10 protein-coding genes are annotated in these 12,624 nt (G+C 62.1%); 6 read left to right on the top strand and 4 right to left on the bottom strand.

The genetic code is table 11. The features are described from left to right. Window positions 1–87 precede the first annotated feature (87 nt). Complete coding sequence (locus KGA89_RS20285; protein WP_223472391.1) at window positions 88–1,440, top strand: leucine-rich repeat-containing protein kinase family protein; 1,353 nt, start codon at window positions 88–90, stop codon at window positions 1,438–1,440. Between the two features lie 3 nt (window positions 1,441–1,443). Here KGA89_RS20285 and KGA89_RS20280 read toward each other — a convergent pair whose 3' ends face one another. Further along, window positions 1,444–2,148: a YebC/PmpR family DNA-binding transcriptional regulator gene (locus KGA89_RS20280; protein WP_003199952.1), complete on the bottom strand. Its 705-nt coding sequence runs from the start codon at window positions 2,146–2,148 to the stop codon at window positions 1,444–1,446. Between the two features lie 219 nt (window positions 2,149–2,367). On the opposite strand from KGA89_RS20280, the gene KGA89_RS20275 reads away from it, so the two are divergent. Both KGA89_RS20275 and KGA89_RS20270 read left to right on the top strand, forming a co-directional pair. Then, window positions 2,368–3,774 carry a type VI secretion system Vgr family protein gene (locus KGA89_RS20275; RefSeq protein WP_223472390.1) on the top strand — a complete coding sequence of 469 codons (1,407 nt, stop codon included), beginning with the start codon at window positions 2,368–2,370 and terminating at the stop codon, window positions 3,772–3,774. Window positions 3,775–3,900: 126 nt separating this feature from the next. Next, on the top strand, window positions 3,901–4,449 hold the full coding sequence (locus tag KGA89_RS20270) for a cytochrome b (protein ID WP_003199949.1): 549 nt from the start codon (window positions 3,901–3,903) through the stop codon (window positions 4,447–4,449). A gap of 6 nt (window positions 4,450–4,455) precedes the next feature. Here KGA89_RS20270 and KGA89_RS20265 read toward each other — a convergent pair whose 3' ends face one another. Together KGA89_RS20265 and KGA89_RS20260 are read right to left on the bottom strand one after the other, a co-directional pair. Beyond that, window positions 4,456–5,364 carry a 1-aminocyclopropane-1-carboxylate deaminase/D-cysteine desulfhydrase gene (locus tag KGA89_RS20265; protein WP_223472389.1) on the bottom strand — a complete coding sequence of 303 codons (909 nt, stop codon included), beginning with the start codon at window positions 5,362–5,364 and terminating at the stop codon, window positions 4,456–4,458. A gap of 127 nt (window positions 5,365–5,491) precedes the next feature. Continuing rightward, window positions 5,492–7,531, bottom strand: a complete 2,040-nt coding sequence (locus KGA89_RS20260) for an FAD-dependent oxidoreductase (protein WP_223472388.1) — start codon at window positions 7,529–7,531, stop codon at window positions 5,492–5,494. Window positions 7,532–7,771: 240 nt separating this feature from the next. On the opposite strand from KGA89_RS20260, the gene KGA89_RS20255 reads away from it, so the two are divergent. From KGA89_RS20255 to KGA89_RS20245, 3 genes are all read left to right on the top strand, one after another. Then, window positions 7,772–8,989 (top strand): DUF3422 domain-containing protein, encoded by a 1,218-nt coding sequence (locus KGA89_RS20255; RefSeq protein WP_223472387.1) that lies wholly within the window; start codon window positions 7,772–7,774, stop codon window positions 8,987–8,989. Window positions 8,990–9,161: 172 nt separating this feature from the next. Then, window positions 9,162–10,292, top strand: a complete 1,131-nt coding sequence (locus KGA89_RS20250; RefSeq protein ID WP_003199939.1) for a carbon-nitrogen hydrolase family protein — start codon at window positions 9,162–9,164, stop codon at window positions 10,290–10,292. Between the two features lie 2 nt (window positions 10,293–10,294). Further along, entirely contained in the window at window positions 10,295–11,332 is a 1,038-nt protein-coding gene (locus tag KGA89_RS20245; protein WP_223472386.1) for an AraC family transcriptional regulator, read from the top strand. Window positions 11,333–11,636: 304 nt separating this feature from the next. On the opposite strand, the gene KGA89_RS20240 is transcribed toward KGA89_RS20245, so the two are convergent. Then, a complete protein-coding gene (locus tag KGA89_RS20240) occupies window positions 11,637–12,470 on the bottom strand; it encodes a DUF2242 domain-containing protein (protein WP_223472385.1) in 834 nt (277 codons plus the stop codon). Window positions 12,471–12,624 lie beyond the last annotated feature (154 nt).

Genomic DNA, 12,624 nt, shown 5'->3' with positions numbered 1-12,624 from the left:
CCACAGGGTGTTGTACTGCGCTGATTATTGGTTAACTGTCTGGCTACGGGCGCCAGCCCCTCCCCTTGATCAACAGCGAACCCCTCCATGCACACCCTCGCTCAACTACGCGCCGGCCAGCTCTCAGGCATTACCCGGCTGGACCTGGCCTGCGGCTTGACGGAATTTCCCCGGGAAATCTTCGACCTGGCCGACTCCCTCGAGATTCTCAACCTCAGCGGCAATCAGTTGGACACGCTGCCCGACGACCTGCATCGGCTGACTCGCCTGCGCGTGCTGTTCTGTTCGGACAACCGCTTCACAGAACTGCCCGAATGCCTGGGCCGTTGCAGCGCGTTGACCATGGTCGGTTTCAAGGCCAACCGCATCACGCACGTCACGGGCGCCGCATTGCCGCCACTGCTGCGCTGGCTGATCCTGACCGACAACTGCGTCAGCCAATTGCCGGATGAACTGGGCCAACGCCCCTATCTGCAAAAACTGATGCTGGCCGGCAACCGTTTACAGCAGTTGCCGGCGAGCCTGGGCCAGTGTCATCGCCTCGAACTGCTACGCATCGCCGCCAACCAACTGAGCGAACTGCCGCAATGGCTGCTCAAGCTGCCGAGCCTCAGTTGGCTGGCCTACGCCGGCAACCCGCTGGAAGCCCAGGCAGAAGCGGCGGCCCTGAATACCACGACGCCTATCGACTGGTCACATCTGGAACTGCAGCAACAACTGGGCGAAGGTGCGTCGGGGGTGATTCATCAGGCGCTTTGGCAGGCGCCCGGCCAGGCGGCACGAAAGGTCGCCGTGAAGCTGTACAAAGGCCAGATGACCAGCGACGGCTCGCCCCTGCATGAGATGCATGCCTGCATCACTGCCGGTCGACACCCGAACCTGATTGAGGTGTTGGGCCAGGTTGCCGGGCACCCCGAGCAACAGGCCGGGCTGGTGATGGCGCTGATCGAACCCAGCTACCGTAACCTCGCCGGACTGCCGAGCCTGGCGTCGTGCAGCCGCGACGTCTATGCCGATGAACTGCGCCTGAGCGCTCCGGAGGTCCTGCGCATCGCCCATGGCATCGCCTCGGTGGCGGCGCACCTGCACCGCCAGGGCATCACCCACGGGGATCTCTACGGGCACAATATTCTGTGCGATGACCAGGGCGATTGCCTGCTGGGGGATTTTGGCGCGGCGTCGTTCCACGCCACCACGGACAACGTGCAAACCCGCGAACTGCAACGCATCGAAGTGCGGGCCTTCGGGATTTTGCTGGGGGAATTGCTGGCGCGGATCGAACCGGGGCTCGGTGCGCAGGATCTTGCGTGGCTGCAGGATCTGGAGGCGCGCTGCTGTCAGCCGGATGTGCTGGCGCGGCCGGGCTTTGATGAGATTGAAGGTTTACTGCGCGACCGTAGCGAGGGAGCAAACTCCCTCACCACAGGACATTGCGGGTAACGCTTAACCCGCCAACCCGACAAACATGTCCTGCACGTCATCGTGGTTGTCGAGGCCTTCGAGGAAGGCTTCGACTTCAGCCATCTGCTCGTCGGTCAGGCCACTGACCGGGTTTTTCGGCTGGTAGCCCAGCTTGGCCGACAACACAGTGAAGCCCTGCTCCGGCAAGGCCTTCTGGACGGCATCGAGATCGGCAGGATCGGTGAGGAACAAGGTCGCACCCTCTTCGCCCGGCTCGAAATCCTGGGCACCGGCCTCGATGGCGGCCATTTCCGGATCGGCGTCCGGGCTGTCCGGCGCGGCTTCGATCATGCCGACATGGTTGAAGTCCCACGCCACCGAACCCGAGGCGCCAAGTTGGCCCTTGCGGAACGCGACGCGAATTTCGGCAACGGTACGGTTGATGTTATCGGTCACGCATTCAACGATCAGCGGTACCTGGTGCGGCGCGAACCCTTCGTAGGTGACGCGGTGGTATTGCACGGTTTCACCGAGCTGGCCAGAACCTTTTTTGATCGCACGTTCCAGGGTCTCGCGGGGCATCGAGGCCTTCTTCGCCTGTTCGACCACCAGTCGCAAGTGCGCGTTGGTAGCGGTATCAGCGCCGTTGCGTGCGGCAATGGTGATTTCCTTCACCAATTTGCCGAAGATCTTGCCCTTGGCGTTGGCAGCCGCTTCTTTGTGTTTAACCTTCCACTGTGCGCCCATTACTCACTCTCTTGTCTGACGCGCCGAGACATCTGCCGGTCGGCGCTGTGGCGCAAGTTTATACGGCCTAAACCGGCTGATCGACCAAAAAATTCACCCCGCCGGATCGACATTTTCACAGCGTGTTGTAGGGCATTTCTGAAATAGCGACTCACAAGCACCGTTTCCCCCCGCAGTTTCGTACCCTCTGCGCCTCTCTTCCCGCCAGTAGGAACTGCGATGCGCAACGACACGGAAAGTCCCTTCAGCCTGACGCTCACGCAAAGCGACTTGCAACTGCAAGTCTTGCGGTTCAACGGCCGCGAAGCCCTCAACCAGCCATACCGCTTTGACCTCGAACTGATCGGCCTGGCCCCGCCGATAGATCCTGAGCTGTTCTTGGGGCATCCGGCTTTCCTGCGCCTGGACGGCGAATCGGGCGTCCATGGGATTGTCCACAGCGTTAGCCTGAGTACCCTGGCGCCGCGGCGCATCGGCTATCGCCTGACGTTGGTCCCCTACCTCCAGCAACTGGAGCAAGGCCCGCGGCGCCGGGTTTTCCATCGACTCAGCGTGGTGCAGGTGCTGCAACGGCTGCTGGAAGAACACGCGCTACCCGTCGACAGTTACCGTTTCGAACTGCCCCATGGGCAGTATCCATGTCGCCCGTTTTGCATACAGTACGACGAAAGCGACCTGACCCTCCTGCAAAGGCTGTGCGAGGAAGAAGGCATTCATTACCACTTCGAACACGCTCCCCAGGGTCATGCCCTGGTGTTTGCCGAAGACCCGAAGAGCTTTCCCGCGCGCCCCGTCGAACTGCCCCAGCGTCCGAACGACAGCCAGCTACCGGCCGCCAAACGCTTGTATTTGCGTCACCATCCGATGATGCCTGGCCTGCCCGTCGGGTTCAGTGACCGGGCCCCGCCCGAAGCCAACGCCTCGGCGGCGAATCAACCTCTTGAGCGGATCGATCACAAAGCCATGCGCGACAACCCGGCCTTGGCACACCGTTACCAGGCCAGTCGCCGCCACCTTGAACGGCTGCGCTGCCGGCAACGGGAAATCCATGGCCACAGTACCCAACCGACCCTGCACGGTGGCAACATCGTGCAGATCTGCGAACACCCGGTTGCAGCCTTCAACGATCAATGGCTGATCACCGAGGTCCAGCACCGCGGACGGCAGTTTTCGATCCTGGAACCGGACCTGCCCGTCGCACCGTCGTCCCGTGACTACCGCAACCGGTTCACCGCGATTCCCTGGTCAACCGCATTCCGGCCAGCCCTCAAGCATCCCAAGCCCTGCATCCCCGGGTACCACCTGGCCCATGTACTCGGCCGCGCCGGCCAGCCGGCCAGTCCCGATGAACGTGGCCAGGTGAGTGTCAGCCTATGGGCGCCGGACCAGGACGGCATCACGCTGCCCGTGTCGCGGCTGACGCTGGATGGCAGCCCCAACCTGATGGCCGGCAGCGAAGTGCTGGTGAGTTTTCTCGATGGCGACCCTGATCGACCGGTGCTGTGCCCAGGGGCTGTCGATACCGGCGCAGACCATACCGCCACGCGGCCGAAATCGCCCCGAGGCAATCATGATGCGGGACTGCTGTTGGACTGGCTGCTGAATCCGCCGGACTTCACGCCCTGACTCAACCCTGTGACTTCCTACCGGCAAAACTGATCTGGCTCATGCAAACCCAGCGAAACGGGCTTACAGTAAACGGATAACGCCGCTCTAGACGGCGCTCTACCCTGATCGTTGGAGATACCTGCAATGCCCTGGAAAAACTCAGAAAGCCGCTACAGTACCGTCACGGTAACCTTGCATTGGCTGATGCTGGTTCTGCTGGCCGTGGTTTATGCCTGCATCGAGTTCCGAGGGATTTTCCCCAAGGGCAGTGGCGGCCGGACCCTGATCAAGGAAGCGCACTTCATGCTCGGCCTGACGGTGTTCCTGCTGGTCTGGCTACGCCTGTTCGCCCGCAGCATGGGTAAGGCACCGGCGATTTTCCCGGCGTCGCCTGCATGGCAAACCGTTCTCGCTCGCCTGATGCACTGGGCGCTGTACCTGTTCATGATCGCCATGCCGCTGCTGGGCTGGCTAATCACCAGCGCCGAAGGGCATCAGGTGATGTTCTATGGTTTCGATCTGCCCTTGCTCATCGATCAGGACAAGGAATTTGCCAAGCAGCTGGAAGGTTGGCATGTGCTGGGCGGCACCATCGGCTATTGGTTGATTGGCCTGCATGCCTTGGCGGGGCTGTACCACCACTATGTGGTACGGGACAACACGCTGCTGCGGATGATGCCCAAGCGCGGCTGATCGCCGTTACTCGAACCCTCGGCGGCCTTGCAAACCGCCGGTGTGGACGAAGATCAAACGGGTTCCTGGGGCAAACCCTCCGGCCTCGACCCGTGCTCTAAGCAACATCAAGGCTTTGCCGGTGTACAACGGCTCCAGTTCGATGGCCGCCGTGCTGTCGATGAACGCGGTGAGTTCAGCATCGACCCGGGCGAAACCGCCACGGCTGCCGTCGAACAATTCATAAAGTGGACTGCAAAGCCCCGCCTCCCCCACGATGCGTTCGACTTGCTGCGCCACGCCATGGTCCTGGGGCACCGCCAGCACGCCATAGACCGGGCGCTGCCCCGCTTCGGCCAGCACCAGCCCGGCCAACGACGTACCGGTGCCGCAGGCCAGCCACCAACCGTGAAAATCCGCCCATCCCAACGTCGCCAGTTGTTCACGGACACTGGCTGCCCATACCTGGCAGCCTTGTGCGCCGGGTAATCCTGAACCGCCCTCGGGCACCGGATGCAAATGTGGATAGCGGATCTGCCACGGCGCCCAGAAACCCGGCGCGTGTCGCTCTCGGTACCCGCCATACCCCAACCAGTGCAGGTCCATGCCAAACGCTTTCAGGTCGCGCACCGTCGGCGTGTCCTGGGGCTGACCACGCAACAGCCCCGCCGTGGGAAACCCGAAGCGCTTGCCCGCCGCCGCCAACGCATGCAAATGGTTGGAATAGGCCCCGCCCAGGCTCATGACCCCCTCGGCACCGGCCTCATGGGCGGCCCGCAAATGATGGACCAGCTTGAACCACTTGTTGCCGCTGATCAGTGGATCGATCCGGTCCAGGCGCAACACCGCCACCTCAACACCGGCACGGGCGAGCCAGTCCAGGTGAAGGGGTACGAGTCGGGGCTGGGGATGCCAATCGAGGGCGGGAAGCAGCATGGCAGCAGGCCCGAGGGGAGACAGGCCGGCATCTTAACAGCTTGGCTGCGGGTGATTTCAGGTTCACCACATCCCCCTGTGGGAGCGAGCAAGCTCGCTCCCACAAGGGTTTTCCTGAGACGCTGCGTTACAACTGCGCCGCCAACCGCGAACCCTGGTTGATCGCCCGCTTGGCGTCCAGTTCCGCCGCCACGTCGGCACCGCCGATCAGATGAACCTTCTGCCCCGCCGCCTCCAGGCCTTCCTGCAATTCACGCAGCGGATCCTGGCCGGCGCAGATCACGATGTTGTCCACGGCCAGCACTTGCGGCTCACCGGTTTCGCCGATGCGAATGTGCAGGCCCTCGTCGTCGATCTTCAGGTATTCGACGCTGTTGAGCATCTGCACCTGCTTGTTCTTCAGGCCCGTGCGGTGAATCCAGCCGGTGGTCTTGCCCAGGCCGTCACCGACCTTGGATGTCTTGCGTTGCAGCAGGAACACCTGGCGCGCCGGCGCATGAGGTTCGGCCTTGATCCCGGCCACACCGCCGCGAGCCTCGAGGTGGGTGTCGATGCCCCACTCCTTCCAGAACGCCTCGCGGTCCTGGCTGGTGGCAACGCCTTGATGAACCAGGAACTCCGACACGTCGAAGCCGATACCGCCGGCGCCGATCACCGCGACACTGCGGCCCACCGGCTTGCGCTCGAGGATCACGTCCAGGTAGCTCAACACCTTGGCATGCTCCACGCCAGGAATCGCCGGCACGCGCGGTGCGATGCCGGTGGCGAGGATGATCTCGTCATAACCGCCAGCCACCAATTGCGCCACATCCACCCGGGTGTCGAGGCACAGCTCGACATGGCTGGTCTGCAATTTGCGCTTGAAGTAGCGCAGGGTTTCGAAAAACTCTTCCTTGCCCGGCACGCGCTTGGCAATGTTGAACTGACCACCGATTTCACTGGCCGAATCGAACAGCGTCACCTGGTGCCCACGCTCGGCCGCCACCGTGGCAGCGGACAACCCGGCCGGGCCGGCACCGACCACGGCGATTTTCTTCACCTGGGTCACCGGCAGGTAGTTCAGCTCGGTTTCGTGGCAGGCCCGCGGGTTGACCAGGCAACTGGTGAGCTTGCCGCCAAAGGTGTGGTCCAGGCACGCCTGATTGCAGCCGATGCAGGTGTTGATTTCATCGCCGCGACCGGCAGCGGCCTTGTTGACGAACTCCGGATCGGCCAGGAACGGCCGGGCCATGGAGACCATGTCGGCATCGCCTTCGGCCAGGATCTGCTCGGCCACTTCCGGGGTGTTGATGCGGTTGGTGGTGATCAGCGGGATGCTGACCGAACCACGCAGCTTGGCCGTAACCTTGCTGAACGCGGCGCGCGGAACCTTGGTGGCGATGGTGGGAATTCGCGCTTCGTGCCAACCGATACCGGTGTTGATAATCGTCGCGCCAGCCTGCTCGATGGCCTTGGCCAACTGGACGATTTCGTCCCACGAACTGCCACCTTCCACCAGATCGAGCATCGACAGGCGAAAGATGATGATGAAACTCGGGCCTACCGCCTCGCGCACCCGACGGACGATTTCCACCGGCAGGCGCATGCGGTTTTCATAGCTTCCGCCCCAACGGTCGATACGGTGGTTGGTGTGGGCCGCCAGGAACTGGTTAATGAAATAACCTTCCGAGCCCATGATCTCGACGCCGTCGTATTCGGCCTTCTGGGCCAGTACCGAGCAGGTGACGAAATCGCTGATCTGCTTCTCGATGCCTTCCTCGTCCAGTTCCTTGGGCTTGAACGGGTTGATCGGCGCCTGGATCGCGCTCGGTGCCACTTGCTTGGGGCTGTAGGCGTAGCGCCCGGCATGGAGAATCTGCATGCAGATCTTGCCACCGGCCTCGTGTACGGCCCGGGTAACGATCTGGTGCTTGAGCGCTTCTTCTTCGGTGGTCAGCTTGGCCGCGCCGGAGTAGACACCACCCTCGTCGTTCGGTCCGATCCCGCCGGTGACCATCAGACCCACGCCGCCCCGGGCGCGCTCGGCAAAATACGCCGCCATACGCTCGAAGCCGCCGGGTTTCTCTTCCAGGCCGGTGTGCATCGAGCCCATCAGGGTACGGTTGCGCAAGGTGGTGAAACCCAGGTCCAGCGGGGCCAGCAGATGCGGGTAATGAGAGGCGGTCATCGGTAACTCCACAACGGGCGATCACGGGGAAAAGCGCAAGCTCTGCGGCCTGCGTCTGTCATGACCCACAGCGTAAGAGTCGGGATGCGGGCACTCAATGACCGTAACTGACAACTTAATGATCCAAATGTGCAGGGTGCCGATCAGTCGTGCGTGACTCTCGGCGGGGTGAGCCAGTCCTATCAACGCTGGCCCAGGTGCTGAAACCAAAAATAACCCTAATAACATGGTGCTCATTGCATGCATCCCCAACGAAAAATGCTGCACAACGAGTTGCACGCCCGCCCGTCGCTGTATTTCGACGAGCCGGCCCACGTCTTCCACCTGGCGTTTCTTGGCGACAATGCCCAGTGCAACGCGTTGCTCGAACGACTGAGCCCTGAAACCGTCGCAGCAGAGGCCGCACAAGGCATCACCCGCCTTGAAGGACATCCGCTCAAGTGGGAGCGCCACGCCGAGTTCTTCACCCTGACCCTGGTTGTTCCCGCCAGCACCAATGAACTGCACTGGACAACGCTGCCCGAATGCCTTGCCCAGGGTATCGAAGGCCATTCCCAGCACCTCATCAATGCGGTTCAGGTGGTGGTGCGCGCCGAAGCCGGTCTCGACCTGCCCAGCTACGGTTTCAAGGACCCTTGCGGCTCTTGTGTGGGCGGTGGCGATGCGGTGGTCTGGAGCGATTTTCGCCTGACCGAGGATGGCACCAATCGCCTGCTGTTCATCAACCGACGGCTCAACGCTTATCGCCAGGGCCGCATGATCCGGCGCCTGCTGGAAATCGAGACCTATCGCATGATGGCGTCCTTGTCGCTCAATACCGCCAAGGCACTGGACCCGCAACTGAACGAATTCGATCGCACCCTGGTGAGCCTGTCCGAACGCAACGCCAATGCCAGCGGCGTGCATGCCAAGGCCCTGCTGGAGGACATCGCCCTGCTGTCTCGCCAGGTCGTCAGTAGCACGGTCAAGAATCGCCACCGTTTCAGCGCCACCCGCGCCTACGCCCAACTGGTGTTCGAGCGCCTGGGGGAGTTGCGCGAAAGTCACCTGGGCGATTGCCAGCGGCTGGGCGTGTTCATCGAACGGCGTTTCAAACCCACGGTGCGTTATTGCGCAGCCACCGAACAGCGCCTTGAACAACTGGCCATGAGCGTCGCCAACCTGGGTGACCTGCTGCAAGCCCGCGTACAAGTCGAGATGGAAGACCAGAACGCCGAGATCCTGCGCAGCCTCAATGCGCGTGCCGATGCACAGATCAAGATCCAGCGCGCGGTGGAAGGTCTGTCGATCATTGCCATCACCTACTACCTGATCAACCTGTTCAAACTGGTCTATAGCGGGCTGCACACCTTGGGCGCAAACCTCTCGGCCCGCGAAGCGCTGGTGGGCATGACGCCACCGGTGCTGCTGATCATGTTGCTGATTCTGATCCGGATCCGGAAAGCCAAAAGTCACTAGCGCGCCTTGCCAGCGCAGAGGGTGTCCCAAGATTCCTGGACACCCTCTGCGTGTGCTTACCGTGCGTACAAATCAGCGCCCGCCCTTCGCTAATCCCTTGTTTTACCGTACCCTGCCCCGTAGCTCTTGATGAAAAATCACGAACCTGCACACGGCCGTTGACTGTTCCCCCATGCGCAAATTTCTGTACCTGCTGTTTTCCTTGGCCTTGATTGCCGCCCTGATCACCTATGCACTGTGGACGACAGATCGTCCGGCGGGTCATTACCTGTCAGACCTGCGCATCAGCCTGGCGGTCGACCAGGGCACGCCCGCCGACCGCGGCAACCTGCTGGGCATCCAACCCGAACTGTTCCCCACCGACTACCAGAGCCCCGAGCGCCTGCATCGCAAACTGGCGGCCTATCTGCAGACGGCTCGCGACCAGGGTTTTCTCAATGCCAAGACCGTGGTGGTCCTGCCCGAGCACATCGGCACCTGGCTGATGGTCGGCGGCGAAAAAGACGAGTTGTACCAGGCCACCAGCCTGAAGGACGCCATGAACTGGCTGGCGGTCAGCAATCCGCTGGCGTTTATCCAGGCATTGGTCAGCGCTCAAGGCGATAGCCGACTGGACGATGCCTACCTGCGCATGAAAGCCGAGCGCATGGCCCATGACTATCAAGCGCTGTTCGGTGGGTTGGCCAAGGAGTTCGGCATCACCCTGGTGGCCGGCTCCATCGTGCTCCCCGAGCCCAGTGTCAGCGACGGTGAGCTGAAGATCGGTCGCGGTGCGCTGTACAACAGCAGCCTGGTGTTCGGCAGCGATGGTCGGCCGATCGGCCAGCCACAACGCCAACGACATCCGGTGTTTGAACAGCGCGACGTGCTTGGCGCCGACCGACCGACCGCTGTCCAAGTCATCGACACCCCCGCCGGTCGCCTGGGCGTGCTGATCGGCAGCGACAGTTGGTACCCGCTCCACTACCGGCAACTCAACGACCAGGGCGCGCAACTGATTGCGGTGCCCGCCTTCATCACCGGTCGCGATACGTGGGAAAAACCCTGGAGCGGTTATAAAGGCCTGTCCACGCCGAGCGAGGTGAGCCTCAAGCCCGGTGAAGTGAGCGAGGGCCAAGCCTGGCATCGCCTGACACTGACCGGCCAGCTGCCCATCAGCCAGGCCCGGGCCGGCGTCAGCGTGTTCCTGCGGGGCCAGTTCTGGGACAGCGGCAGTGCTGGCCAGAGTTTCATCAGCCACGACGGCCAACACTTCTCCGATGGCAACGCCCGTGGCGCCCGCCTGCTGAACCTGTGGTTGTGAACATGAAACCGCGGCCGATGCGCCTGGGCGACCTGTCAGTGGGCTTCGTCCATAGCCTGGCTGACGCCGTCGCCAGCCATGGGCAAGACCCTCAACCTTTGCTTGAACAGTACGGTCTCGATGCCGCGCGCCTGGCCGAGCCCGGGGCACGATTGTCGATCCCGCGCTACATGCGCCTGGGCCACGCTGCGATTCAACAGACCCAGGACCCGGCCCTGGGCCTGCGCATGGGCCAACTCGGCCGTTTGAGTCAGGCCGGGCTGGCGGGCGTTACCGCGGCCCAGGCGCCAACCGTGCGCGAGGCCGCCCGCTGCATGATCCGCTTCGAGCCGCTGTATGGCTCCAACTATCGCGGCCAATCGAGTTTCCATGAAGATGCCCGAGGCGCTTGGCTACGGTTCTATTCCATCAGCCCGTATAACGCCTACAACCGCTTCGTCGTGGACTCGATCATTGCCGGCTGGCTTGCGCAACTGTCCAGCGTCAGCGGCATCGCGCTGCGGCCAGAACGCATCGAAATCGAATTCGAGGAGCCGACATACCTGGAGGCCTACCGCACGCTCGGTGACTGCCCGATCCAATTTGGCGCCGAACAGAATCAACTGCGCCTGGGCCTGGACAGCCTCGCCCAGCGCAACCCACAGCATTGCCCCAGCACTTGGCACCATCTGCTTCAGTTGTGTGAACGGGAACTGGAACAACTGACCCGCACCCGTAGCCTGCGCGAGCGCATCATCCAACTACTGGGACCGTTGCTCAACGGCGGCCGGGAACCCGACCTGGAAGAAGTGGCGGCCCGCCTGAAGCTGCCGACCTGGACCCTGCGTCGCAAGCTGGCCGAGGAAGGCACGCAGTTTCGCGCCATCCTCAACGACACCCGCCGCGACCTGGCCATGACCTACATACGCGATACCGAACTGGCGTTCGGCGAAATCGCTTATCTATTGGGATTCGCCTCAGCCGAGGCATTTCAACGAGCCTTCAAGCGCTGGAACAACCAGACGCCCGGAGAGTTTCGTCGTAGTCACAGAGGGGTTTGAGCTTCAAGAACCTGGCTTGGTGCTTACCACTTGTAGCTTGTCGCAATCCTCACAACTCCGTCGCATCTTCGGCGGGTTCCAACGGGTCCAGTTCATACGCCTGGTATTCCAGCAGCTCTTCCTGATAATCATCCATTACGTGTCCTTCCCCTGTCATTGAAACCAATGCCTGATGGCGCTGGCATCAGCATAAAGCTGCTTTATGAACAAAACATGAAGCAAAGGCTTCATGAATTAAACGTAGCACAGGGTCAGGAAATTACCGTGTGAAGTGTGACAGGGCGTTACTCCCTGCCACTGGACCTCAGGATGCCGGAAGCGGCTGGATCGGCTCGGTCGGGGCCGGCAACGAACTGGACGGTGGTGGTGTAACGGTTTCCGTCGTCGGCGCAGACTCGAACGACTCGGGCGCAATCGGTGCAGGCTCGCTCGGCGGTGCGACGGGCTCCGACACCGTAGGAGCTGTTTCAACAGGGGCCGGCGCGGGCGCGGGGGCGACAGGCTCCGGTGCAGGCGCTGGAGCAGGCATCAGGGCGGCAGGTTCGACCTTGGTTTCCGGAATGCCCAATTCAGTTTTCGGTTTCTCGGCGTTGTCGGCCGCTTTCTTCGCCTCGGGAGGCAGGAACAGCTCCACCAGGGCAAAGAAGCGCTCATAGAACTTGGCCGCCGACACGGTTTCGCTGGCGACCTTGACCATCGAATCATCCGAGGAGCCGATCGGCATCGACACCGAACCCAGCACGCCCACACCCAGGCTGGCGGAGTTGTTGGTTTTCTTCAGGGCATAACGGTCCTGCAAGGCGTTGGCGAACATCGTCGCACGGTGTCCGGCACCGCCATCCTCGGCACAGACCAGGTTGAAACTGATTTCCATGTGAGTGTCGCCGGTCTGCTGGAAACTCTTGTGACCGCTGACCAGCTTCGGATCGCTGCTGGTGATGATGTAGCCCTGGCTGAGCAACGCCCGACGCCCGGCCTCGCAGGTCGCCGCGTCGTTCACCGGATACGTGCGCGAGAACGTGCCGGAGTCATCGAAGTTCTCGTGCTCGTAAATGGCGGCTTTCTTCGACGAGCAACCGGCTGCGGCGGCCAGCACCAGTGCAAGCCCGACGGTGCGCATGGGAAATGATTTGAACATTGAACATCCTGAGAAAAACGGTCCGGGGCGTATTGTGCAACAGAACGCGACCTGGCAGCGTGGCTAATCTTGTTTCAAGGGGGTTACAAGTTTACTGGGGGTTGTCTGCAGGAAAAAGACGCCAAGCGGATAGATCGACGAACACCCGCCCCGA

Source organism: Pseudomonas sp. A-RE-22 (genome assembly GCF_019956035.1).
GTDB classification, from domain to species: Bacteria; Pseudomonadota; Gammaproteobacteria; order Pseudomonadales; family Pseudomonadaceae; genus Aquipseudomonas; species Aquipseudomonas brassicacearum.
This window is presented reverse-complemented; position numbering and strand designations above follow the sequence as displayed.